A 23,902-nucleotide genomic window follows, 5' to 3' on the forward strand; every position below is an offset into this window, starting at 1 on the left:
GAGTACTCAAATGAAAATGAAGAAAAAATCCGTATCTGAATGGGTCAAGTCTGGTGATCCATGGGTGTGGCTAAACGCAGGCGCAGTAGCTATTTCAGTCATCATGGTTGTAGGTTTGTTACTGCTTATTGCAGTGCGTGGTTTAGGGCATTTTTGGCCTGCGGATGTGGTAGAAACACATTACGCTTTGCCAGGTGAATCTGAATACAATCTTGTTGCAGAACGAGTTGAAAGCGTGGAAGTTCCTGCGGCCCAGTTACGTGAAGCGGGAATTGCTATTCCAGATCAACATCAGTTGATGCAACGTACTCTCATGAAAACCGGTAACCGTGATGTGTACGGTTCGGATTTTCGTTGGGTTATCGATGAATATCTAACCGATACTAAACGTCCAGAAATGTTATTCACCGCTGAGCGTCGTGAATGGGGTAACTTATATGGTTACCTTAAAGCAGTGAAAGAAGATGGCAAGATCGTTTCTGAAACCACAGACTTGACGCCAACTGATTCGGCTATGGCGACATGGAATGCGTTTGAGAAGAGCATTGAACGTGCAGCCGTTCTTTTCGATGAGATCCATGAAATTGAGAAAAAAGACATTGGTAAGATCAACTACGCATTGGAGCGTATTCGTCTTGAGCAACGTCGTTTAGAACTAGAAAACAAGCTAACACCAGCGGCAGCGGCAGATCTTGCAGCAGAACGTGGTCAATACGATGAAGAGTACAAAGGCCTTCAGCAAAGCCTGATCGACCTTTATGCCAAAATCAACCGCGATACCTTTGTTGTGCAAGTGATGGACGGCTCTGTGCATGAAATGCCGGTAGCCAAGATTGTTCACGCTTACCGTGCTAACGCGATGGGCGTGCCTCAGAAGATGAGTTTTTACTTCACTAAATTGTGGGAATTCTTGTCAGACGAGCCGCGTGAAGCCAACACGGAAGGTGGTGTGTTCCCAGCCATTTTCGGTACTGTCATGATGGTTCTGCTGATGACGGTTCTGGTGACACCATTTGGTGTGGTTGCGGCGGTTTATCTTCGTGAATACGCGTCTCAAGGTTGGGTAACTCGTATTATTCGTATCGCGGTAAACAATTTAGCAGGTGTACCTTCTATCGTTTACGGTGTGTTTGGTTTAGGTTTCTTTATTTACTTTTTAGGTTCCGGTATTGACCAAGCGTTCTTCCCAGAAGCCTTGCCATCTCCAACCTTTGGTACCGGTGGTTTGATGTGGGCGTCTATCACGTTAGCGCTATTGACTGTACCTGTAGTGATTGTAGCAACCGAAGAAGGTTTGTCGCGTATTCCTCGCAACGTTCGTGAAGGCAGCTTGGCATTGGGTGCAACGAAAGCGGAAACCTTATGGCGAGTGGTCTTGCCAATGGCGAGTCCGGCTATCATGACTGGGGTTATTTTGGCGGTCGCTCGTGCGGCAGGCGAAGTGGCGCCATTGATGTTGGTTGGGGTAGTGAAACTAGCGCCATCATTGCCATTGGATGGTAATTACCCTTACATCCATTTAGATCAAAAATTCATGCACCTAGGCTTCCATATTTATGACGTTGGTTTCCAAAGTCCTAACGTGGAAGCGGCACGACCTCTTGTGTACGCAACAGCCTTATTGCTTGTGGTGGTTATTGCTTTGCTGAATTTGTCAGCAGTAACGATCCGAAATCATTTACGTGAAAAATACAAATCGCTGGAAATGTAAGCGGCGGAGAAGAGATTATTATGAGCGACGTTAAAACACACTCAATTGATATTTCAGCAATGCAGCGTAGCCAACAGGCGTTGCGCATTGAAGATGAAACCGTTTGCCTATCTGTAAACGATTTGCACCTGTATTACGGTGAAAAAGAAGCGCTGAAAGGCGTAAACATGGTCATTCCAGAAAAAAAGGTAACAGCGTTTATCGGGCCTTCTGGTTGCGGTAAATCGACATTATTGCGTTGTTTTAACCGCATGAATGATTTGGTAGATGGTTGCCGTATTACAGGTGAACTCAACTTACGTGATGAGAATATCTACGCTAAGGGCACAGATGTTGCTGAGCTACGTCGCCGTGTTGGCATGGTATTTCAGAAGCCAAACCCGTTTCCAAAAAGCATTTATGAAAACGTCGCCTACGGCCTTCGTATTCAGGGCATTAACAAAAAACGTTTGCTTGATGAAACGGTTGAATGGGCATTGCGCTCAGCGGCTTTGTGGGACGAAGTAAAAGATCGTCTACACGAAAGCGCTTTGGGTATGTCTGGTGGTCAGCAGCAACGTTTGGTTATCGCTCGTACGGTTGCGGTAAAACCGGAAGTGTTATTGCTGGATGAGCCTGCATCGGCGTTGGACCCTATTTCAACGTTGAAGATCGAAGAGTTGATCCATGAGTTGAAAAACGAGTTCACTATCGCGATTGTGACACACAACATGCAGCAAGCAGCGCGCGTATCTGATTACACAGCGTTTATGTATATGGGTGATTTGATTGAGTTTGGCGACACGAACACTTTGTTCACTAACCCGAGCAAACAACAAACAGAAGACTACATCACGGGCCGCTACGGCTAGGCGGAGGACGCATTATGAAAGAATTAACAACGGATCATATTTCCCAGCAGTTTAACAATGAGCTGGAATTGCTTCGCCAACACTTTTTGACCATGGGTGGTGTTGTTGAAAACCAAGTGCAAGACGCGGTACAGGCTTTATTAGACGCGAACGGCTCTTTGGCAGAAGACGTGAAAAACCAAGATGCTACGGTAAATCAGTTAGATGGTTTGATTGACGAAGAGTGTCGTCGTATCTTGGCTAAGCGCCAACCTGCAGCATCTGATTTGCGTATGGTTTTGTCGATTAGTAAAGCGGTAAGTGAGCTAGAGCGTATTGGCGATGAAGCGAAGAAAATTGCTAATCTGACATTAAACCTGATCAATGAAGGTGAGTCTCCTCGTGGTTACGTAGAGATCAATCGTATCGGTCAAATGGTGTCACGCATGATTCATGATTCTTTAGATGCCTATGCGCGTTTAGACATTGAAGCGGCTATTAAGGTTGCTAAACAAGATCGTACTGTGGATCAAGAATACAATACTGCAATGCGTTCTTTGGTGACCTATATGATGGAAGATCCACGTAGTATTTCTCGTGTGATTAACGTGATTTGGGTATTACGTTCTTTGGAGCGTATTGGCGATCATGCTCGTCATACCTGTCAGCATTTGATCTTCATGGTAAAAGGTGTCGATGTTCGTCATGTGAATGTGAATGACCTTTCTGCCGATATGAATAAAAAATAAGTGTTATTGTCGATCTCTTGGTCCTCTTCATGAGCCAAGAGATCGAGTTTTTCTGGTCCTTCCATTTTTTATTATTGTCTTTCCTACCTTCTTCTTTTCATTGACTTTGTTATCATCAGTTTTTCGTTTTAACTGGTGTGAAATACGATGTTTACCATAGAAACTCATTCTACTGGCTCTTCTGAAGAGTTTTATCAAGAGCTCAACGCTCAGTTAGCTGCTTTGCTAAGCGGAGAGCGCGATTTTATCTGTAATGCCGCGCAATTTTCAGCGTTTGTTATGCAAACTGTAACGGATCTGAATTGGTCGGGTTTCTATTTTGCTCGTGGCGAGGAATTAGTACTCGGGCCTTATGTGGGTAAGGTGGCTTGTACTCGTATTCCATTCGGTCGCGGAGTATGCGGTAAGGCAGCACTTACTTTGCAGACTCAACGTATTGAAGATGTTCACGCATTTGACGGCCATATTGCCTGTGATGCTGCATCGGCGAGCGAGGTCGTCATTCCTGTTGTGGTGGGAGGTCAGCTAATGGCTGTGTTTGATATGGATAGCCCAAAAGTAGGTCGATTCTCTGATGTTGACCAAGCCGGTCTAGAGTCTTTTGTAGCGACTTTTATTGAAGCTACAGATTTTAGCTGGTCAATTTAACTGTGTTAATTTTTTGTTATAAAAAGTACGCTTCAAGCTCGTCTAGTGATGCTTGATGAATGGCGGGCAGGCCATCGATGATGGTTTGCATTCCTTGCTCACTATGCTGTGTTGCTGCTGTTTCTATTAACTGGCATTGTTTAGCAAATATCTGCATAGCCATATTTAAACTGGCGGACTTGAGTGAATGACTCACTTGCTTCAATTCTTGATGGTCTCTTTTTTCCCAAGCTTGCATGAGCTGGGCCATTTTCTCATTGCTGTCGTCAACAAACTCCAAGCGTATTGTGTTAATTGTGTCCTTTCCTAGTAGCTGAATAAGAGAATCTAGATGGGCGTGATCAATCATTTTTATGGGCCTTTGACGATGTTTCTTGGGATGCTGTTATTTGATATGAAAAGAGGCTCGCAATAAGTGGCTCTAGTTGGGTCTGAGTAAGTGGAAATTGTAAAGGCATGATTGGGTATTCTGAGTTGTTAACCGCTTGAGGGTGATAGCCAAGAATAGGGCATGACTTTGTTTTCCATTGTTGTAGTGCATCATAGCCATCGCGTTCGAATCTAGGAGTATTACCCAGAATAACCATATCGTAGTTTTTGTATTCTTGCAGGCTACCATCTTTTGAAATAACTGCGTCGATATTAAATGCTGCTAGCTGCAAACTAATAATTTTAGCTAGGTGTATGTCTGTTTCAATGATCAATGCTTGCGTTTGATCTGGGCATTGAAAGTTTAGCTGTTTTGTCGACGGGCAATCGTTGGGTACATAAAAAGGTATATCTACCCAAAATTCACAGCCTTTTTGCGGTGCGCAGGAAAAATGCATCTCACCTTGCATTAGATAAACTAATTTGTGGCATAACGCCAGACTCAAGCCGACTTTACTGGGTAGAGGTCCTTCTTTTTGCATAGGTAAATACGGGTTTACTCTTAAATTTTGTTGTAACTCATTTGGCATGCCTAGCCCAGTGTCTCTAAGGGCAATTTGTAGTACTCGGATTTCTTTTGTGTCTGTAGCTAGTGGCATTTGAGGCGCACTTAGTGCTGAGGGTCTAATTTGCAAACTAATGCTACCTGATGGCGTATGTGTGATGGCATTTTGCAGCAGCGCAACAATGATTTCTTTCGTCCTAATAAAATCTAGGCTGATATCTTTGGGCAAAAGAGGGTCAATATAGAGGATGCTTTGTAAGTTTTTCCGCGCCATCTGAGGCTCAAAAATAGCAAGGCAATCCTCAACACTATTTTGGAGATACTCGATCGTTGGGTTAAGTGTTAGCTGCTTGGCATCAATTAATGCTAAGTCAGAGAGCATTTCTATGGTTTGAAGTAATTGATGACCTGATTCGTCAATATGTTTTGATAGCACCTTTATGTCATTTTTTGACGTCGTACAATTTAGTGTTTTAGCCGTTCCTAGAATAGCATTTATAGGAGAGCGTATTTCTTGATTCACGAAGGAGAGTAAATTGGCTTTATCTTCGTTAATTGTTTGGATGCCTAGCTTAAGATCTTTGTTACGCCTAATGACATTTTTAAGTTCAGTTAATCCTTTTACTGTAAAAAAGCATAAACACAGTAAACAGGCTAACAGTGCCATTGAGAGCAGTTGAATATCATCTAAGTTTTTCTGCAAGGTTCTATGTTGGTTACTGATGAACTCATTGCTGCCTTTGTTTACTAAAGTGACAAATTCGTTGATTTGATCTTCGATACGTTGAATACGTTCAATTAAGTCGGGTAGATAGGAAGTATCGCCATTTTCTATTTTAGATAAATTGAAACTGAGTAGCTCTAACTCACCGTTAATAATATTCAATAGCCTAGTTGTACGTCCTCCTTCGAAAGTGCGAATCAGAGAGCCAACATCTCCTTGTCTAAGCAAGTCTACTCGACTCATTAGCAAGTCATATTCAAAGAAGGCATTGCCGTTCAGAGGGTAATCGCTATCTTCTAATGCTATTAAGTAATTAAGAAAACGATATGATTGTATTTGTAGTTGTAGAGTGTTCCATAAAGAGCTTTCAAAAACGCGCCGACTGTTGTTTTTTGAGCTATCACTGGTGTAAGTGATAATGCCGAATACAGCAATGGTGATGGCAATAATAAAAGCTATAAAACCATACAGTACCCATAGCTTGAATTTGGATAGCCAAGTATTCCCTTTAAACAAGCGCTCCATTTTTACTCCGTTACCACAATTGCTTTGATGCGATCAATTTGCCAGATGGAGCGACCATAAAATATTTCTGATTTGAGCTCTTCACGCTCATCGAATGGATAGATCACCATAATGGGACCGAGATTTCTAACACTCATCGGCTTTCCGTCTAGATGAGTTGCTAAAATCGCGCCGTTTTCCGTAAAGTCACTAAGGGGGATTTCAGTCATGTACTCATTAAGAGCTGTGACTTGTAAAAATGTAGCTGTACTACCTAACTGTTTTAATAGGTCCGCGGCAGAAAAACCTTGGTAAGTGTGAATGCCTTTTGTCCATGGATTATGGGTAGTAATGAAATGTTGTGGCAAGGTCTCTAACATGGCTAAATCAAAAGCCGATTCTTGTTCTGAATTTGAGGTATTAATCGCCCCAGATACAGTCAGTATTACTCTACCTTTCGGTTTATCTGCTGCGTAGGACGCAATAGAAATAACACCTAAAAACAGTAATACAAGAGGATTTAGATTTGTATAAGAAGAGCATAAACGCATGAATAAGAGCCTAACTTAGTTGCTTGACTGATTTTTACTCTATGATAGACAAAAATAGCGAGCTTGTGTGATGAATACTCGCTTTGAAATGAAAGAATAGCGGGTTTTAGAGACAATTAAGCCGTTTTTGGTACTCTTAATTGAGAAACCTCAAAACGGCTTAATTGGTTTTGCCTGTATCTTCTTCGTACTTAATAGATGTATTAAGTTATGTCAGCAAGACGCGAGCAGGCGGCTTGGTGCTCATTTGATAACACTTGCAAGATAGGTTTTTGTTGCGCGCAACCTTCATTTGCATGGGGGCAACGCGTACGGAAAACACAACCAGACGGCGGACTTATCGGAGAGGGTAAATCCCCCGTCAAGAGCTGAATTTTCTTACCACGCTCTACTTTTGGGTCCGGTACAGGCACAGCAGACATCAAGGCTTTGGTGTATGGGTGCTGAGGGTTTTCATAAAGCGCTCGTTTGCTGGCTAATTCAACTGCATTGCCCAAGTACATCACCAATACACGGTCTGAAATGTGTTTTACCACACTTAAATCGTGAGCGATAAACACCAAAGACAAGCCCATTTCCGCTTGCAACTCTTTTAACAGATTGACCACTTGAGCTTGGATGGAAACGTCCAACGCTGAAACAGGCTCGTCACATACAACTAATTTTGGTTTGAGGATCAAAGCGCGAGCAATACCGATACGCTGGCACTGGCCACCGGAAAACTCATGAGGATAACGGTTAATCACGTTAGGTAATAAACCCACGCGATCCATTATGTTACGAACTTCAGCTTTTACTGCTTCTTTTGATAGTTCTGGACGAAAGGTTCTAAGCGGTTCGGCGATGATATCGCCCACTGTCATACGAGGATCAAGAGACGCCAATGGATCTTGAAAGATCATTTGCAGTTCTTGGCGCTTGCTGCGCATTTGTTTTTTGTCCAGATCCGTTAGGTCTTGACCTAGCCAAACCACATTACCTTCGGTGATTGGCACAAGACGCAGTAAAGCTCGCGCGAGCGTGGATTTACCACAACCAGATTCGCCTACCACACCGAGAGTTTCCCCAGCATAAATAGTTAAATTAACGCCATCTACTGCTTTTAGTGATTGGCCTTTTTCCCATGGCCATGCATTGTCTGACTTTATGTTGAAGTGGACTTTTAAGTTATTCACTTCCATTAATACGTTATTTGAAGTGTTCATTAGGCGATCCATCCATCAACGGATTTATGACAAGCTCGTAGTTGACCCGGTGCAAACTCTTTTAGCTCAGGCATGCTTTCTCCACAGCGCTCTTTAGCAAATTCACAGCGCGTTTGGAACGGACAGCCAGATGGCATATGCAATAAGTTTGGTGGATTGCCTGGAATGGTCGATAGTTTTTCGTCATCGGCATCTAGGCGTGGAATGGCTTTTAATAAACCTTGCGTATACGGATGCGTAGGGCGATAAAACACATCTTCTGCGGTGCCATATTCCATCGTTTGTCCGGCGTACATCACCAACACTTTGTCACATAAGCCAGCGACCACGCCCAAATCATGAGTGATCATGATGATGGAGGTGTTGAAGTCGTCTTTTAATTCGTTTAGCAAGGTCAGAATCTGAGCTTGTACGGTTACGTCTAGGGCGGTGGTTGGCTCATCAGCGATTAACAGCTTAGGTTGGCATAACAAGGCCATAGCGATCATCACGCGCTGTCTCATGCCGCCAGAAAATTCGTGCGGGTACATGTTCATACGTTTGCGCGCTTCGGGCATTTTCACCGCGTCGAGCATTTTGACCGAGGCTTCAAAGGCTTCGGCTTTGCTCATGCCTTTGTGTAGCATTAAGACTTCCATTAGCTGCTTACCGACTTTCATATAAGGATTCAATGAAGTCATTGGATCTTGGAAAATCATCGCAATTTCTTTGGAGCGGATGCGGTTCATGGCTTTTTCATTCAGGGTAAGAATATTTTGCTCGTTAAAGCGCGCTTCCCCTTCAATGACACCATTGCCGGCTAGCAATCCCATAAGAGCGAAAGCGGTTTGGCTTTTACCAGAACCAGATTCACCCACGATGCCGAGGGTTTCCCCTTGTGCCAGTGTGAAGTTCAGATCATTCACTGCGGTAACAAAACCATCTGGGGTTCTGAAGTTAACTCGTAAATTATTAACTTCTAGCAAATTTTTTGTATTTGATAAGCTCATAAGGTCTCCTTAGCGGTCTTTTGGATCAAGCGCATCGCGTAAGCCATCGCCGAGGAAGTTAAAACAAAACAGAGTAACGACAAGGAAACTAAGCGGCCAAGCCAATTGCCATATAGCTATTTCCATATTCTGAGCACCTTCAGAAATCAATGCGCCCCAGCTTGTCATTGGTTCTTGAACACCGAGTCCTAAGAAGCTGATAAAAGACTCAAGCAAGATCATATTCGGCACTAATAAAGTAGCGTAAACGACCACGATACCGAGTACGTTTGGCACAATGTGGCGCAAGATGATTTTTGGTGTAGACACGCCGCAAGCGTAAGCCGCTTCGATGTATTCTTTGTTTTTTAGGCTCAATGTTTGGCCGCGAACAATCCGCGCCATGTCGAGCCAAGAGATCGCGCCAATGGCGACAAAGATCAAGAAGATATGGCGACCAAACAAGGTCATCAAAATGATCACGAAAAACATGAAAGGGAAAGAGTTAAGAATTTCCAAGAAACGCATCATGACACTGTCAACGCGACCGCCTATGTAACCCGATGCCGCGCCGTAAAGCGTACCTATTACAATAGCTACCGCGCTGCCCATGATGCCGACCAATAGCGAGATTTGTCCGCCTTGCATGGTACGAACAAAAATATCGCGGCCTAGAGTGTCGGTACCAAAATAATGACCGTTTTCAATGTTTGGGCGGCCCAAAGTAGAAATATCAGATAGTGCTTCCCAGTCGATATCGTCGTAATTCCATTGGCTGAAAAACGGGCCTAGCAAAGCAATTGCCGTAATAATAGTCAGTACAATTAAGCTGGTGACAGCGGCATGGTTAGAAAAAAAGCGACGACGAGCGTCTTGCCATAAACTGCGACCTTCGACTTCCACCACTTTTTCGGCGAACTGTTCGACGGCCTGAATTTTGTCTTTTGTAGTAATCATAATAGGAGGCCTTAGTAGCGAATTTTCGGATCAATAACAGCGTATAAAATATCGACGATGGCATTGAATAGAATCGTTAATGTACCGACCAAAATGGTGACACCCATGACCATGGAATAGTCGCGATTCAGTGCGCCATTAATAAAGTGCTGACCAATACCGCCGGTGCCAAAATACACATCTACAATCACAGAACCTGTCACGATGCCGACAAACGCAGGCCCAAGATAGGAAACAACAGGCAGCATGGCGGGGCGCAAAGCATGCTGAAAGATTATGCGATACTTCGGTAGGCCTTTTGCTCGTGCGGTACGGATAAAGTTGGAGTGCATGGTTTCTATCATGCTACCGCGAGTAATACGTGCGATCTGCGCAATATAGCTGGTGGACATGGCAATAACAGGCATCACCAAATAAGGCCAAGCCCCTCCATTCCAGCCACCGGGCGGTAACCAATGGTTATAAATAGAGAAAAACAGGATACACAAAGGAGCCAAAACAAAATTCGGCAGCACGATCCCAAGGTTTGCAAAGCCCATGACTCCGTAGTCTAACCAAGAGTTCTGGCGCAGTGCTGCGATAATGCCACAGCCCACACCAATGAGCAGAGCGACAAGAAAAGACCAAATGCCGATTTCAGCAGAGACAGGAAAACTCTGTGCAATCAGTTCGTTAATGGTGAAATCTTTATAGCGAAAAGAAGGTCCTAGATCGCCTTGAAGTAAGCCACCAAGGTAATAAAAATATTGATTAATGACCGGCTCATCTAAATGGTATTTGGCGTTAATGTTTGCTAATACTTCTGGTGGCAAAGTACGCTCGCTGGAGAATGGGCTGCCTGGAGCAGAGTGCATTAAGAAAAAAGAAACCGTAATCAAAATTAATAATGTTGGAATGGCTTCTAAAATGCGTTTTGAAATAAATGTCAGCATAAAAATTACCGGACTAGGCGCTATAAATGGCGACTAATGCTAGGAACCTGTAGGGAATTCAAGAGATGCCCAGCGCTAAAGCACTGGGCATGGTTTAACACAAAGTACTTTTTAATTTTTAAGTACTATTCAATCTATAAACAGCGCCTTAGTGCTTGATGATGTACATATCTCGCACGTAAACGTTATCTTCTGGATTAGGCATGTAACCGCCTAAGTAGCTTTTTACTAAACGTTTTTCGGTATATTGATAAATAGGAGCAACTGCCATGTCTTGTTCAATGGCGATTTCTTCTGCTTTGTTGTAGTTCTCGGTAGGGTGCTGCATGGTACGGGCATCGTGCAAAAGCTTGTCGTATTCTGCGTTGCTGTACTTACCGTCGTTATTACCGTGAGTTGTTGTTAGAAGATCTAACATAGTAGAGGCTTCGTTGTAGTCACCAATCCAACCCGCACGTGCAATATCAAATTGTTGATGCTTTTTCGTTTCTAGGTAAGTTTTCCACTCTTGGTTTTCCAGGGTAACGTTAACGCCCAAGGTTTTTTTCCACATAGAAGCAATCGCAATGGCGATTTTCTTATGGTTTTCGTTGGTGTTGTAAAGCAAGCTGAAAGACAGAGGGTTGCTTTGAGTGTATCCGGCTTCTTCTAATAGAGCCTTGGCTTTATCGTCACGTTCTTTTTGTGACCAAGTTGCGTACTCAGGTGTTGCTGGAGAGAAGTCGTTTACTACTTCTGGTGTGAAAGAATACGCAGGTAATTCACCAGTGCCCGTTACAAACTTTGTGATTACGTTACGATCAATGGCATAGGACAAAGCTTTACGTACTCGAACATCGTTGTATGGTGCTTTTGTTACGTTGAATTGGTAGTAATAGGTGCCTAGTTTTGGCGTAACGACAACTTCATCAGGAATGTCTCGCATGAGCTGTCTGAAGTGGTCATTTGGTATCTCGTAGCTAAGATCCATTTGACCCGCTTGGAAGCGTTTTAGCTCAGCATTAGGTGATTCAATTGGTAAATAGGTAACCTTGTTGATGATTGTTTTGGCATCATTCCAATAGTTCGTATTGCGGGTGAAAACCATTTTTTCGTTCACGACCCATTCGTCCATTTTATACGCGCCGTTAGACACCATATGCTCTGGTTTTGTCCAATTATCCCCCCATTTCTCGACCACTTTTTTCGGTACAGGGAACATTGTTTGATGAGAGGTCATTTTTACAAAGTAAGGCACTGGACGCTCAAGCGTCACTTGGAAAGTATGGTCGTCTAGTGCTTTAACGCCAAGAGTAGAAGGGGCGGCTTCTCCGGCGATGATCTTAGTCGCATTAACAATAGATGGAATTTCCATGAACCATGCGTATGGAGAAGCAAGTGCAGGGTCAACAGCACGAGTAAAAGCGTAAACAAAATCCTCTGCTGTGACTGGGTCGCCATTAGACCATTTGGCATCTTTACGGAGGTGGAAGGTGTATTGAGTGTTGTCGGCGTTTACGTCATAGCTTTCTGCGACACCTGGTACTTGGTTACCGTCACCATCTTGGTTGTATAAACCTTCAAAAAGATCTTTAGAACGAATAGAAGCTGGTGTGCCTTCCATTTTTTGTGGATCAAGGGTTGCGGGTTCTGCACCACCACCACGAACAAGTTCTTGTTTAGCCGCTAATTCTACGCCTGCTGGTACGTCAGCAGCTTGAGCTTCTAGAGTGAAGATAGATGTAGCCATAATAGCACTGGCGAGTAATGTCATTTTCATTTTTATATTGTCCCTTGTGAGTTAGCTTTTGTGTATGTGCTTTTTATATTCAGACGCGATACCTGCACTGGTTCGTATTCGTCTTACGGTTTCATAGTTCACCAATTCGCTAAAGGTCACAATCGAAATTGCGTATCAGGTCATGCGTCTAATAAATGTAAGCTTTATAAAAGAGCGGTGAAAATTGCATGTTTGGTGTCTATAAGGCTTGAAGGCGTTGCTGTTTCAGTTTATGAACCTTCAATTTGAAAGGCTTTGTGGAGCCGCGAAAGTCGTCATGATATTCTGTGGTTCTTAGATAAATTTGATGAAAAGGTTTAAATTCAGGAGTAATACAGCATCGTGATCACACACCCATTTAAAGCCGCTGGGGCTTTTTTAAAAGCGTTTCCCTTGGTTTTTTCGAAAGACTTAAGACTGTTTATATTGGCTCCTTTGTTGGCGAATTTTGTTTTAGTCGGCTTATTATATATGGTCGCTTTTAGCTATTTTCAGACCTTAATGGACTCGGCAATGGGATATCTACCTGAGTGGGTTTCCTTTTTAAATTGGCTGTTTTATTTGATATTTGCCGCTATTATTAGTGTACTTTTGTTCTATAGTTTTTCAGTAGGTGTGAATATTTTGGCGGCGCCTTTTATGGCGTTTCTAGCAGAAAAAGTAGAAGAAAAGGAAACAGGGAAGGTTTTTGATGAAACGCTGACGGCTGGCGTTCTTATCGCGATAGTTGGTCGCAGTTTACAGCGAGAATTCCAGAAAATATTGTATTTTTTACCTCGTTTTATTTTGTTACTGTTATTGTCTTTTATCCCTCTTGTTAATGTTATTGCTCCAGTATTATTACTATTGTTTTCGGCTTGGATGTTATCCCTGCAATATATGGATTATGCTTTTGATAATAATAAGGTTAAATTTCATGACATGAGAATGGCATTACGCTCCAAACCTTTGTTATGTTGGACATTTGGCGGCATAGTAATGGTTGGTTTGACGATTCCTTTCTTTAACCTATTCGTTATGCCGATTGCTGTTGTAGCTGCCACATTATTGTGGATTTCGGTTTTCAGATCACAACATGGGGATTTTTCTGCCTTGTTAGATCGTACTAATGGAACTTTGTGATGTCGTTAAAAATTTTGGTAGTAGATGATGCCTCTTTTACACGTGACTTGATTCGGCGCACATTGCGTAAGCAGTTTCCTGCGGTTGAAATTGAAGAGGCGGTGAATGGACGTAAAGCACAACAAATGTTAAATAAAATTCAGTTTGATATGGTGTTGTGCGATTGGGAAATGCCTGAAATGACAGGCGTTGAGCTGCTTAAGTGGTGCCGAGAACAACCGAAATACAAAAAAGAAGACGTGCCATTTGTGATGATTACTAGCCGTGGTGATAAAAGCCATGTGGTGGAAGCTGTTCAATCAGGTGTGACGGATTATCTAGGCAAACCATTTTCTAGTGAACAGCTCGCTAACAAAGTCATATCGGCTGCGAAAAAGCATGGACTTGAAAAGAAGCTGACGTCTCAAAAAGCCCGTGAATCTGTCTCGCCTGGTGGCGTCAGTTCGGCATCGCTGGATGTATTAATGGGAGCAGGCAAAAGCACTCCTGTGAAGGCTACCAAGTTTACGAATCCAGACGCACCAGTTGTGACAGTTAAAGACGTTAAAATTCCAACTCAAGTACGTTTTGAGGGAAAACAATTTCGCTGCATGATTATTCAGTTTAGTAAAACTGAAGCAACGATGTTTATAAAGAGTGATGATGTTGTGCCACAAGTCTTGGGGCAGGCGGTATTGGATCTGGAACATAAGGGCGCGATGAATCGTTTGAATTATTATGTTCAATCCGTCGCTACCACAGAGAAAAAACACGACTCTACTTTTTTGACGGTTATCTTGAGTTTAATCGATCAGGATAGCGAGAAAGAGGCGTTTATTAGCCAGTTGTTTGATAGCTTATAAGTATTTTTTGGTTTGATTTGAATGATGAAAAAAGGGACGCATGAATGCCATGTGTCCCTTTTTTATTATTGGTCTGTTGGCGGTGTGTCGTCGGTATTAAATGCTATCGCCGGAATTGTATCGTTTCTGGTGCGATTCGCTGGGAAGTGGCAAGAAAACGTGCTGCCGAAACCTGGCTGACTACGGATTTGTAGTTTGGCATCGTGATGCAATAACACGTGCTTTACGATGGCTAAGCCAAGACCTGTACCGCCAGTTTTCGATCCTCTTCCTTTATCGACGCGGAAAAACCGTTCTGTGAGTCGAGGAATGTATCTTGGTTCTATGCCCAGTCCGGAATCTTTCACCGAAAATACACCGTTAAACTCACTGGATTCCCATTTAATAGCGATTTCGCCACCATCTGGTGAGTATTTTATGGCGTTAAAAATTAGATTCGAAAAAGCACTGTATAGCTCTTTATAAGAGCCGTACAGTCGAGCTTCCACAGGGATATCCAAGACAAGAGTATGTTTGTCAGTCAAGATAGGCGTGGTCGCATTGGTAATGGTTTTTACTAGGTCTGAGACCTTATGCCATTGGTTTTCTTCACGCTTGTCATTACTTTCTAATCGAGACAGCAGTAACAGATCCTCGATAAGTTGTTCCATCCGCTCAGACTGCTCTGACATATTCACAATGCCTTTTTGCATGCTTTTGGGCAGGCTGTCCTTAAACATGTCTAGGGTTTCTAAATAGCCTTTAATGACCGTTAGCGGCGTTTTCAGCTCATGTGATGCGTTAGCGACAAAGTCTTTACGCATCTGCTCTAGCAAGTGTAAGCGGGTCACATCACGAACGAAAATCAAGTGATCGTTTTTATCGTACAGCGTGGTTTGAATTTCTAAATACACGCCATCTTTGGCTGGAGACTTGATGACCAAAGGTTCACCGAAGCGTTTTTGGCTGAAGTATCGGAAAAACTCAGGACTACGGACAATATTGGTAATCACTTGGCCGCGATCGACAGGACGCATTAATCCAAGAAAATGTGCTGCCGAGTTATTCCACCATTCCAAGTTGCCTTGGTTATCAGCCATGATAACGCCTTCTTTTAAGGCGGTTGTAGAGCTTTCAATTCTTGTTAGGGCTTGGCGCATGCGACGTTTGGATTTGCGCTGTTTCTTATGCAATCGATAGACTGCATCGAATACTTCACCCCAAATTCCACTGGCTTCTGGCGGTGCTGCACGACCAGAATGACGCAGCCAATTATGGAATTGATATAGCTGATAAAGTTGCCAGTACAAAGAGCCTAAAACGTACAGCAGCAAAACACCCAACAACTGACCAATGACTAGGCCTATGACAATGCAGGCTGCGAGCCCCGCGAGCCAAGTAATAATGGTGTTTCGCCAAACTGTTTTCATACGGACCTTTTTGCTGAGAAGCGGTAGCCTGTTCCTCGTACAGTTTGTATCAAGAAATCATGAGTACTACCAATGGCTTTGCGTAAACGACGTATATGGACGTCAACGGTACGTTCTTCAACGTAGACATTTCCACCCCATACTTGATCCAACAATTGTGCTCTTGAATAGGCACGCTCTTGATGGGTCATGAGAAACTTTAATAGACGGTATTCTGTCGGCCCCATATCTAAAGGACGGCTGCCTATGGTAACTCGTTGACTAATTGGATCAAGGGTTAGGCCTTCGATTTCGATTGGCTCATCAACCCCTTGAGGTGTCGCGCGGCGCAAGACAGCTTTGAGTCGTGCAACTAATTCACGAGGTGAGAAAGGCTTGGTGATGTAATCATCCGCGCCAACTTCTAAACCTTGGATCTTATTGTCTTCTTCACTTTTCGCGGTCAGCATAATGACCGGAATTTCAGCCGTCGTAGTGTCTTTTTTCAATCTGCGAGTAAGCTCAATACCGCTACCGCCGGGCATCATCCAATCTACAAGAATTAGATCTGGACGGTGGTCCACAATGATTTCATGCGCTTGCTGAATGTTTTCTGCTTCCAAATACTCGTAGCCTGCCATTTCAAGAGCGATGGCGATCATTTCGCGTATGGAAGATTCGTCGTCAATAATTAATACTTTTTTACCGGTCACAGGATTTATCCTCATCTCAGGAACGGTTTCATTAAAGCGATCTAATGTGACAATTCGGTTACATTGTCACAACTTTGCCATATATTACATAAAATAGCTTGCGACTAGACCAATGAAGACACAGTAACCAACGCGGTTGTTATCTAAAAAAGATCGGAAGTAAGCTTGGCGGTCGCGTTCTTTTGCTTGTTTAAATTGTTGATAAAAGAGTCCGACACAAACGATTAGTGATACAAAGTATAGCCAATGTAGTCCTGCTAGTAGGCCAATCCACGTCAATAAAGATAAGGTTAGCCCTTGCAGGCAAACAATGACAAATAAATCGTATTGCCCAAATAAGATTGCGGTGGATTTGACGCCTATTTTGAGATCATCTGGACGGTCTGTCATTGCATAATACGTGTCATAAGCAATGGTCCAAAAGCAATTCGCGACAAACAACATCCATAATTCGGGATCTGTTAAGTCCCCACCTTGGGCGCTGTAGGCCATAGGGATCGCCCAAGAAAAGGCCAAACCAAGGAAAAGCTGAGGCAGATGAGTATATCGTTTCATAAATGGATACAGTGCAGCAAGGCCCAAACCTGCAAACGACAGTAAAATAGTCCTCAGATCGGTAAATAGCACTAGGATAAAACTTAAAATCGATAAAGCACAAAACAGCATCAGTGCTTCTTTTTCGGATACTCGACCAGAAGGCAAAGGGCGATTTTTGGTGCGATCAACAAAACCATCGATTTTTCTATCCGCGTAGTCGTTAATGACACAGCCCGCTGAGCGCATGCTGAAAACACCTAAAATAAAGATAATCACCAAATGCCATTGAGGCATACCATCGGCTGCCAGCCATAGCGCCCACAATGTTGGCCACATCAGCAAAAATGAGCCGATAGGGCGGTTGAATCGAGTTAATTCTGCGTAGTCTTTAAGTTTGTTCATAACAATCCAAACGGCGTTTTTAGTTGGTTAATTTCATCAAAGAAAGCTTCATTGACCAATATTCCAGGGCCAAACTGGTGGAACACAGAGCGCCTTGCCCATAACGCACTAGGTTGGTTTGGAAACATACGTTTTGGCAGCTGAGTGACTTCAATACAACTCCTAGATAGCCCTTTATGTTGAAATAAGTAGCCGCCCAATGGCTTGTCTTTTAAATGTTTTACTTGTCGCCAATGGCCTTTTAAAGACCTGGCAGGAATGATCGAGCGAGCATAAATCACGGCTTCGTTGTCGACTTTGAGCAAGACGGTACGAATACGTGCGGCTTCTCTTGGCCGCAACTTTAGGCGTTTTCGTTCTCTCGCAGTTGGGGTTCCCCAAGTATCTTCAAGTACATCAACTGTTAATGTTCCTAGGCTTTTAAGTTTTGCCGTCAAGGAATCTTCAGTAATAAGCCAAGGCCATAGATTTTTAGGTACTTTTACCTTATTAATCTGATCTACAGGTGACCAACGATAGTCAAATTGCTGCGCGGCAGAAGAGTTCATTAACGTCATAATTAACTAGGTATTCATTTTATTAATTAAAGCGACCATTTTATGGAGCTCGGTAGATTTTTGGTAAATATTATCTCTACAGTTTTCGGCTTCTTCTTGAGTCAATCCAATTTCTAACAACACTGATGGCTCAATGGCTGCGTTATTACGCAGCTGAGATGACACATACAGCAGTCTTGCCAAAATGGCGTGCTCACCATAATAATGAGGTTTTTTACTATAGCGAATGGCCGTCCAAATGTTGTCAGGCAAACTCCAATAGCGCAATAGCCAAGAGCCTAATTGCTCCTTGGTAAAGTGCAGTATTTGCATTTCTATTAATTCAGAAGACAAGTGAGCGTTAGCTTCTTGATAACGTGACAGAATCGAAAAATGCGGTGGTAAAATAGTGCTAATCGCCAAGTAACCAAAGTTGTGTAGCAAACCAGCAAGGTAGGCATGGCCTAGCTTTGGACGGTTCGGAACTGGCATAGTTTTTACTAAGGATTCCATCAATACGGCATTTGATACGGAATCGAGCCAAAAGTCTTCATAGTGACGCGGGCCGTCTTGAGGGGCTTGAAACGCATTGCCCATCGACAGCCCAAGGGCCAAATTCATCACCATATCAAAACCTAACACTCGAATGATCGCATCCTCTACCGATTCTATGGTGCCCGGTGCACCATAATAGGCGGATGACGCCCAACTGATAACTTGAGCTGCCAGACTTGGGTCTAGTGCAATGACCTCACACAGTTCATCTGTTCCCGCTGTTTTATCTGCTGACAGGCGAATAATGCGGTGAGATGACGCAGGCAGAGGCGGGATTTCTAATGTCTCTTCGATACGCTGCTTGAGTCGAATGGACTGAAATCGCCCAAGTGCATGGAGAATCTGTTCTTCGTCGTTTTCGTGATTATCGACAGGACGCTTTATGAGCTGTGTATTGATGGAAATAGCTTCAAAACGGTTCAATGGGCCAGAGAACATCTCGGCTAACTCTACAGAGCTAATATCATGATATTGGCCATCTACTTTAGTTCGTATCGAAAACATAGCATCCTTTAGCATGCTAGCTTCTAGAATGGTCGTTATACTGTTTGGCTTGATCAGCGGGTCGCCTGAGCTTTGAAAATTGCTGACGGGTTCAAAACGACGCTTAGTAATACGGGAAACCGCAGAAATATCCAGCATGTTGCTGTCAGGAAAAATAACCTGAAGACGGCCTGTATGATCAGCTAAATGTACCACCCGTAATCTTTGGTTTGGCTGAAGGTCTACGGAAGATTCCATACATTTTCCTGCTAAAATGGCTGACATAAAAAAGCCCCGATAAGGGGCTTTGTCAATATAACAGATTTTAAGTACTAGTTCTGAATAGTAAGTGATTAGTGATTCAAAATCTGACTTAAGAACATTTGCGTACGGTCATGTTGAGGATTGTCGAAGAATTCGTGAGGCTCGTTAGCTTCTACGATTTCGCCGGCATCCATGAAAACAACACGGTCAGCAACGGTTTTAGCAAAGCCCATTTCGTGTGTTACACACACCATGGTCATGCCTTCTTCTGCTAACTGAACCATTACGTCCAATACTTCTTTGATCATTTCAGGATCAAGTGCTGATGTTGGCTCATCAAAAAGCATGATACGAGGCTGCATACATAAACCACGCGCAATCGCTACACGTTGTTGCTGACCACCAGATAACTGACCTGGATATTTCAGCGCTTGGTTAGCGATTTTTACTCGCTCCAAGTAATGCATAGCCATTTCTTCTGCTTGTTTCTTAGGCGTTTTACGAACCCAGATTGGCGCCAAAGTCAGGTTTTCTAAAATGGTTAAGTGAGGGAACAAGTTAAAGTGTTGAAACACCATGCCCACGTCTTTACGGATCGCTTCGATGTTCTTTAGGTTGTTGTTCATCTCAACGCCATCAACCAGAATCGTTCCTTTCTGGTGTTCTTCTAGACGATTGATGCAACGCGTCATGGTTGACTTACCAGAACCGGAAGGGCCACACACAACGATGCGCTCGCCTTTCTTGATACTGAAGTTTATATTTTTTAGTACGTGAAAATCACCGTACCACTTGTTTACATCGTTAAATTCGATGATTGCTTCTTCGCCCTGCGCAAGTTGGGCACGAGCCATATTTGTATTTGTCATGATAAAGACCTCAAATTCCTAACTAATTTCGCTTGTGCCCAGTTTCTAACTTACGCTCTAGTGCCATACTATAACGTGACATACCAAAGCAGATAACCCAATAAATCAAGGCTGCGAAGGCATAACCTTCAATGGTAGTTCCTAACCAGTTTGAATCATGGTTAGCGGCCTGAATTCGACCCAAGAAGTCAAACATACCAACGATATACACCAAGGTTGTGTCTTTAAACAAAGCTATAAAGGAGTTCACTATGCCTGGAATAACTAGTTTTAGTGCCTGTGGCAAAATAACCAGAATCATTGACTGCCAGTAGGTTAAACCCATTGCGTCAGCAGCTTCATATTGGCCTTTAGGAATTGCCTGTAGACCACCACGAACCACTTCGGCCATATAGGCTGCAGAGAATAAAGTAATACCAATCAGAACACGTAATAACTTGTTGAAGTTCAAACCTTCCGGCAAGAACAATGGAATCATTACAGATGCCATGAACAAGATAGTGATTAGTGGTACAGCCCGAATGGTTTCGATAAAGACCACACAAACAGACTTCGCAATTGGCATCTCTGAGCGTCTACCAAGAGCCAGCACTATCCCTAATGGGAAAGATGCCACAATACCGATAACACCAAGTAATACAGTAAGGAAAAGGCCACCCCATAAAGAGGTTTCTACTACTTCTAGACCAAATACACCACCCGCAAACAAGAAGTAAGCCACAATGGGGTAAGCAACGATAATAGCGATAGAAAGATACAGTTTGTTAATCGTCTTAATGGCAAAAGCACCAACCATAACCACTAATAGAATCACGGCTAAATTAATACGCCATGTTTCTGCTTCTGGATACAAACCGTACATGAACTGATCAAAATACACACCGATGAAAGCCCAACAAGCACCGCCAGCAGTACAGGCCGCTTTAGATGAACCTTCCCAAGTAGCATTAATTAAAGCCCACTCAACAACGGGTGGAAGTAGTAAATACAATATGTAGATACTAAAGAACGTTAGAAAAATATTAAGCGGGGACGAAAATAAATTCTGACGTACCCATGCCACGGCACCAACCGATGTAACCGGTGGTGGGAGGCTTGGTGATGGTTTAAAGATAATAGCCATGATCTGCCTCCTAGCGCTCAATTAATGACATTTTGTTGTTGTACCAGTTCATGAATACCGAAATCGATAGACTCAATGAACCGTAAACCAACATACAAAGACCAATGGTTTCAATCGCTTGACCTGTTTGGTTCAGCGTTGTACCCATCACGACAGCTACCAATTCAGGGTATGCAATAGCAGCCCCTAAAGAAGAGTTTTTCGCTAAGTTAAGGTATTGGCTTGTTAGTGGCGGAATAATAACGCGCAACGCTTGAGGCAAGACAATTAGACGCTGTGTCATGCTATCACGTAAGCCTAAAGAGCGAGCTGCCTCGGTTTGTCCCCAGTTTACGGACAAAATACCAGCGCGAACGATCTCGGCAATAAAAGCGCCAGTGTAAGTTGATAGGGCAACTAATACCGCAACAAATTCAGGCGGTAGCACCATACCACCAGTCACGTTAAAGCGACTTTTTGTTGGTAAATCAAACTCTATTGGAAACCCTGCCATGGCAAGAAAGATAAAGGTAATACCAACAATGACACCCAATGAAGCCCAATAAGCAGGAAACCATAATCCTGTTCTAGTTTGGCGTTTTTTGGCCCAAACGATGACGCCGATAGATGCGACAATCGATAGGATGAAACCGACGATTACCAATCCAAAGCCATCTTGGGTTATTGGGTTTGGTGAGTAGATGCCGCGTTTGTTAAGTAAAAAATCGGCAAACTCATAACTTTGAGCAGGTGCTGGTAGCGCAGCAAGTACCGCAAAATACCAAAAGAACATCTGCAACAATAATGGAATGTTACGCAATGTTTCAATATAGACAGTTGCTAAACGTGCCACTAACCAGTTTTTTGATAAACGGGCTAGGCCCATTATTACACCAATAATAGTGGCTAATATTATACCTAATAGAGAGATTACGAAGGTGTTGATTAAAGCAACAACAAACGCTCGTCCGTAAGTATTAGCTTCGGTGTATTCAATAAGGTGAATAAGAATTGGAAAACCAGCAGGCTCATTAAAAAATGAGAAACCAGTGGAAATCCCTCGGTTATCGAGGTTGGCTTGAAGGTTACTAAATAAGTAATAACCCGCAAAGACCACCATCGCTAGCAGCAAAATTTGAAAAATTAAGGCACGATTACCCGCGTCGTTCAAAAAGCTGTTATTGCTCGGAGTTGTTTTATCGCTCATCTTGGTTCAGGCAATGAAATGCTCGTCAGATGTGTAAGAAAGGGGGGAGAAACCCAGCGACTCTCTAGTCGCTGGGTAAATACCCAAGCAGTTTTTTTGCTTTAGGTATTAACGAACTGGTGGCGCGTACATGATGCCGCCAGCTTCAGTCCATAGAGCATTAAGACCACGTGGTAGATCAACAGGAGTAGATGGACCAACGTTACGCTCAAACACTTCACCGTAGTTACCTACGTTAGCGATGATGTTGTAAGCCCAATCAGCAGGAAGCTCTAGTTGAGCACCCATATCACCTTCAACACCTAGTAGACGTTTGATGCCTGGATCATTGGTTTCACTTTTGATCTTAGCAACGTTTTTAGATGAAATATCCATTTCTTCCGCGTTAACTTGAACATACATAGACCAAGTTACGATATCTTTCCATTGGTTGTCGCCATGGCGAACAACTGGACCTAGTGGTTCTTTAGAAATCGTTTCTGGAAGAATAACGTGAGCAGATGGATCAGCTAGTTTAGTACGGTGAGCCGCTAGACCTGATTTATCCGTAGTGTATACGTCACAACGGCCTGAGTCGTAAGCTGCTAACGCTTCGTCTGCTTTTTGTACTACAACTGGAACGTAAGACAGTTTGTTTTTACGGAAGAAATCCGCCATGTTCAATTCTGTCGTTGTGCCTTGCTCAGTACAAACCGTTGCACCATCAAGATCCATCGCAGATTTTACGCCTAGGTCTTTACGAACCATGAAGCCTTGACCGTCGTAAAAGTTAACTGCAGTGAAGTCTAGACCCAAAGACGCGTCACGGGTGTAAGTCCAAGTTGTGTTACGAGCAAGGATATCGATTTCACCAGATTGTAGAGCAGTGAAACGTTCTTTCGCAGAAAGGGGAGTGAATTTAACTTTTTGAGCATCGCCAAAAATAGCGGAAGCAACAGCGCGACAAGCATCAACGTCTATGCCAGTCCAGTTGCCTTTATCATCAGCATTGGAGAAACCTGGAACACCAGTACTGACACCACATTGAACGAAGCCTTTTGCTTTAACATCTTCAAGTGTTGACGCAGCAGCGCCAGCGCTGATAGTTGCGGCGATTGCAGCGGTCGAAAGTAATTTACAAACATTCGATTTCATTATATTGAGCCTCCCAGGCGTTTTTATATATGTTGTTATCTTGCTTGATTCTATATTTCAGATTTTAAAATCCGTGTTTTGAAACTAGCAAAGTTAGTGCCAACATTTAATTATTCTTGTTGTTAGGTATATGTAGACGATTCCTCTAAAAGATCATCACATACCCCTATAGAATTACTCTTTTGAGGAGTAGTCAAGGATAAAATGTCAGGAAAGATGTGTGGAATGCTAGTTTTTTGCACTTTTTGAGTTTGAAACGAGATACTTTCTAATCAG

23 protein-coding genes are annotated in these 23,902 nt (G+C 43.1%); 6 read left to right on the top strand and 17 right to left on the bottom strand.

Annotated features, from left to right (window positions below):
* Positions 1-10 precede the first annotated feature (10 nt).
* From pstA to CCS02_RS07510, 4 genes are all read left to right on the top strand, one after another.
* Positions 11-1,711: a phosphate ABC transporter permease PstA gene (gene pstA / locus CCS02_RS07495; RefSeq protein WP_100636260.1), complete on the top strand. Its 1,701-nt coding sequence runs from the start codon at positions 11-13 to the stop codon at positions 1,709-1,711.
* 20 nt (positions 1,712-1,731) lie between these two features.
* Complete coding sequence (gene pstB / locus CCS02_RS07500) at positions 1,732-2,562, top strand: phosphate ABC transporter ATP-binding protein PstB (RefSeq protein ID WP_100187267.1); 831 nt, start codon at positions 1,732-1,734, stop codon at positions 2,560-2,562.
* A 14-nt stretch (positions 2,563-2,576) separates the two neighbouring features.
* The gene (gene phoU / locus CCS02_RS07505) at positions 2,577-3,290 is read left to right on the top strand and encodes a phosphate signaling complex protein PhoU (protein ID WP_100187268.1); all 714 of its coding nucleotides are present in this window, start codon (positions 2,577-2,579) and stop codon (positions 3,288-3,290) included.
* A gap of 147 nt (positions 3,291-3,437) precedes the next feature.
* A complete protein-coding gene (locus tag CCS02_RS07510) occupies positions 3,438-3,938 on the top strand; it encodes a GAF domain-containing protein (RefSeq protein WP_100187269.1) in 501 nt (166 codons plus the stop codon).
* A 16-nt stretch (positions 3,939-3,954) separates the two neighbouring features.
* On the opposite strand, the gene CCS02_RS07515 is transcribed toward CCS02_RS07510, so the two are convergent.
* The 8 genes from CCS02_RS07515 to CCS02_RS07550 all read right to left on the bottom strand — a co-directional run bounded on the left by CCS02_RS07515 (position 3,955) and on the right by CCS02_RS07550 (position 12,472).
* On the bottom strand, positions 3,955-4,287 hold the full coding sequence (locus CCS02_RS07515; RefSeq protein ID WP_100636261.1) for an Hpt domain-containing protein: 333 nt from the start codon (positions 4,285-4,287) through the stop codon (positions 3,955-3,957).
* Entirely contained in the window at positions 4,280-6,121 is a 1,842-nt protein-coding gene (locus CCS02_RS07520; RefSeq protein WP_100187271.1) for a sensor histidine kinase, read from the bottom strand. Before CCS02_RS07520 ends, CCS02_RS07515 begins: the two co-directional genes overlap by 8 nt.
* Positions 6,122-6,123: 2 nt before the next feature.
* Complete coding sequence (locus tag CCS02_RS07525; protein ID WP_100187272.1) at positions 6,124-6,651, bottom strand: molybdopterin-dependent oxidoreductase; 528 nt, start codon at positions 6,649-6,651, stop codon at positions 6,124-6,126.
* 203 nt (positions 6,652-6,854) lie between these two features.
* Positions 6,855-7,856 carry a murein tripeptide/oligopeptide ABC transporter ATP binding protein OppF gene (oppF, locus tag CCS02_RS07530; RefSeq protein ID WP_072839375.1) on the bottom strand — a complete coding sequence of 334 codons (1,002 nt, stop codon included), beginning with the start codon at positions 7,854-7,856 and terminating at the stop codon, positions 6,855-6,857.
* Positions 7,856-8,845 carry an ABC transporter ATP-binding protein gene (locus CCS02_RS07535; RefSeq protein ID WP_072839376.1) on the bottom strand — a complete coding sequence of 330 codons (990 nt, stop codon included), beginning with the start codon at positions 8,843-8,845 and terminating at the stop codon, positions 7,856-7,858. The genes oppF and CCS02_RS07535 overlap by 1 nt, the downstream gene beginning before the upstream one ends.
* A gap of 9 nt (positions 8,846-8,854) precedes the next feature.
* Positions 8,855-9,781 (bottom strand): oligopeptide ABC transporter permease OppC, encoded by a 927-nt coding sequence (gene oppC, locus CCS02_RS07540; protein ID WP_072839377.1) that lies wholly within the window; start codon positions 9,779-9,781, stop codon positions 8,855-8,857.
* Between the two features lie 11 nt (positions 9,782-9,792).
* Positions 9,793-10,713, bottom strand: a complete 921-nt coding sequence (oppB, locus tag CCS02_RS07545) for an oligopeptide ABC transporter permease OppB (protein WP_072839378.1) — start codon at positions 10,711-10,713, stop codon at positions 9,793-9,795.
* A gap of 148 nt (positions 10,714-10,861) precedes the next feature.
* Positions 10,862-12,472, bottom strand: a complete 1,611-nt coding sequence (locus CCS02_RS07550; RefSeq protein ID WP_100636262.1) for a peptide ABC transporter substrate-binding protein — start codon at positions 12,470-12,472, stop codon at positions 10,862-10,864.
* Positions 12,473-12,814: 342 nt separating this feature from the next.
* Between CCS02_RS07550 and cysZ the strand changes: the two genes are divergently transcribed.
* Both cysZ and CCS02_RS07560 read left to right on the top strand, forming a co-directional pair.
* Positions 12,815-13,594: a sulfate transporter CysZ gene (cysZ, locus tag CCS02_RS07555; RefSeq protein WP_012072063.1), complete on the top strand. Its 780-nt coding sequence runs from the start codon at positions 12,815-12,817 to the stop codon at positions 13,592-13,594.
* The gene (locus tag CCS02_RS07560; RefSeq protein ID WP_012072062.1) at positions 13,594-14,436 is read left to right on the top strand and encodes a response regulator; all 843 of its coding nucleotides are present in this window, start codon (positions 13,594-13,596) and stop codon (positions 14,434-14,436) included. Before cysZ ends, CCS02_RS07560 begins: the two co-directional genes overlap by 1 nt.
* Positions 14,437-14,501: 65 nt before the next feature.
* Here CCS02_RS07560 and phoR read toward each other — a convergent pair whose 3' ends face one another.
* The 9 genes from phoR to CCS02_RS07605 all read right to left on the bottom strand — a co-directional run bounded on the left by phoR (position 14,502) and on the right by CCS02_RS07605 (position 23,626).
* Positions 14,502-15,845 carry a phosphate regulon sensor histidine kinase PhoR gene (phoR, locus tag CCS02_RS07565; protein ID WP_072839380.1) on the bottom strand — a complete coding sequence of 448 codons (1,344 nt, stop codon included), beginning with the start codon at positions 15,843-15,845 and terminating at the stop codon, positions 14,502-14,504.
* Positions 15,842-16,537 (bottom strand): phosphate regulon transcriptional regulator PhoB, encoded by a 696-nt coding sequence (phoB, locus tag CCS02_RS07570; RefSeq protein WP_048814168.1) that lies wholly within the window; start codon positions 16,535-16,537, stop codon positions 15,842-15,844. Before phoB ends, phoR begins: the two co-directional genes overlap by 4 nt.
* 84 nt (positions 16,538-16,621) lie before the next feature.
* Positions 16,622-17,476: a 4-hydroxybenzoate octaprenyltransferase gene (gene ubiA / locus CCS02_RS07575; protein ID WP_100636263.1), complete on the bottom strand. Its 855-nt coding sequence runs from the start codon at positions 17,474-17,476 to the stop codon at positions 16,622-16,624.
* A complete protein-coding gene (locus CCS02_RS07580; RefSeq protein ID WP_072839382.1) occupies positions 17,473-18,033 on the bottom strand; it encodes a chorismate--pyruvate lyase family protein in 561 nt (186 codons plus the stop codon). Before CCS02_RS07580 ends, ubiA begins: the two co-directional genes overlap by 4 nt.
* 6 nt (positions 18,034-18,039) lie before the next feature.
* Positions 18,040-19,308 (bottom strand): HDOD domain-containing protein, encoded by a 1,269-nt coding sequence (locus CCS02_RS07585; protein ID WP_072839383.1) that lies wholly within the window; start codon positions 19,306-19,308, stop codon positions 18,040-18,042.
* A 95-nt stretch (positions 19,309-19,403) separates the two neighbouring features.
* Positions 19,404-20,183: an amino acid ABC transporter ATP-binding protein gene (locus CCS02_RS07590; RefSeq protein ID WP_012072056.1), complete on the bottom strand. Its 780-nt coding sequence runs from the start codon at positions 20,181-20,183 to the stop codon at positions 19,404-19,406.
* 22 nt (positions 20,184-20,205) lie between these two features.
* A complete protein-coding gene (locus CCS02_RS07595; RefSeq protein WP_072839384.1) occupies positions 20,206-21,306 on the bottom strand; it encodes an amino acid ABC transporter permease in 1,101 nt (366 codons plus the stop codon).
* A gap of 10 nt (positions 21,307-21,316) precedes the next feature.
* Positions 21,317-22,492, bottom strand: coding sequence for an amino acid ABC transporter permease (locus tag CCS02_RS07600; protein WP_072839385.1), 1,176 nt, complete (start codon positions 22,490-22,492; stop codon positions 21,317-21,319).
* 108 nt (positions 22,493-22,600) lie between these two features.
* Positions 22,601-23,626, bottom strand: a complete 1,026-nt coding sequence (locus CCS02_RS07605; protein ID WP_072839386.1) for an amino acid ABC transporter substrate-binding protein — start codon at positions 23,624-23,626, stop codon at positions 22,601-22,603.
* Positions 23,627-23,902 lie beyond the last annotated feature (276 nt).

Origin of the sequence: Marinomonas sp. ef1 (assembly GCF_002806845.1) — a bacterium.
Lineage (GTDB): Bacteria > Pseudomonadota > Gammaproteobacteria > Pseudomonadales > Marinomonadaceae > Marinomonas > Marinomonas polaris.

Bases quoted from the DNA above. Each gene is read 5' to 3' on its own strand.
- pstA (WP_100636260.1), top strand. From the start codon at position 11: ATGAAAATGAAGAAAAAATCCGTATCTGAATGGGTCAAGTCTGGTGAT.
- pstB (WP_100187267.1), top strand. From the start codon at position 1,732: ATGAGCGACGTTAAAACACACTCAATTGATATTTCAGCAATGCAGCGT.
- phoU (WP_100187268.1), top strand. From the start codon at position 2,577: ATGAAAGAATTAACAACGGATCATATTTCCCAGCAGTTTAACAATGAG.
- CCS02_RS07510 (WP_100187269.1), top strand. From the start codon at position 3,438: ATGTTTACCATAGAAACTCATTCTACTGGCTCTTCTGAAGAGTTTTAT.
- CCS02_RS07515 (WP_100636261.1), bottom strand. From the start codon at position 4,287: ATGATTGATCACGCCCATCTAGATTCTCTTATTCAGCTACTAGGAAAG.
- CCS02_RS07520 (WP_100187271.1), bottom strand. From the start codon at position 6,121: ATGGAGCGCTTGTTTAAAGGGAATACTTGGCTATCCAAATTCAAGCTA.
- CCS02_RS07525 (WP_100187272.1), bottom strand. From the start codon at position 6,651: ATGCGTTTATGCTCTTCTTATACAAATCTAAATCCTCTTGTATTACTG.
- oppF (WP_072839375.1), bottom strand. From the start codon at position 7,856: ATGAACACTTCAAATAACGTATTAATGGAAGTGAATAACTTAAAAGTC.
- CCS02_RS07535 (WP_072839376.1), bottom strand. From the start codon at position 8,845: ATGAGCTTATCAAATACAAAAAATTTGCTAGAAGTTAATAATTTACGA.
- oppC (WP_072839377.1), bottom strand. From the start codon at position 9,781: ATGATTACTACAAAAGACAAAATTCAGGCCGTCGAACAGTTCGCCGAA.
- oppB (WP_072839378.1), bottom strand. From the start codon at position 10,713: ATGCTGACATTTATTTCAAAACGCATTTTAGAAGCCATTCCAACATTA.
- CCS02_RS07550 (WP_100636262.1), bottom strand. From the start codon at position 12,472: ATGAAAATGACATTACTCGCCAGTGCTATTATGGCTACATCTATCTTC.
- CCS02_RS07560 (WP_012072062.1), top strand. From the start codon at position 13,594: ATGTCGTTAAAAATTTTGGTAGTAGATGATGCCTCTTTTACACGTGAC.
- phoR (WP_072839380.1), bottom strand. From the start codon at position 15,845: ATGAAAACAGTTTGGCGAAACACCATTATTACTTGGCTCGCGGGGCTC.
- ubiA (WP_100636263.1), bottom strand. From the start codon at position 17,476: ATGAACAAACTTAAAGACTACGCAGAATTAACTCGATTCAACCGCCCT.
- CCS02_RS07580 (WP_072839382.1), bottom strand. From the start codon at position 18,033: ATGACGTTAATGAACTCTTCTGCCGCGCAGCAATTTGACTATCGTTGG.
- CCS02_RS07585 (WP_072839383.1), bottom strand. From the start codon at position 19,308: ATGGAATCTTCCGTAGACCTTCAGCCAAACCAAAGATTACGGGTGGTA.
- CCS02_RS07590 (WP_012072056.1), bottom strand. From the start codon at position 20,183: ATGACAAATACAAATATGGCTCGTGCCCAACTTGCGCAGGGCGAAGAA.
- CCS02_RS07595 (WP_072839384.1), bottom strand. From the start codon at position 21,306: ATGGCTATTATCTTTAAACCATCACCAAGCCTCCCACCACCGGTTACA.
- CCS02_RS07600 (WP_072839385.1), bottom strand. From the start codon at position 22,492: ATGAGCGATAAAACAACTCCGAGCAATAACAGCTTTTTGAACGACGCG.
- CCS02_RS07605 (WP_072839386.1), bottom strand. From the start codon at position 23,626: ATGAAATCGAATGTTTGTAAATTACTTTCGACCGCTGCAATCGCCGCA.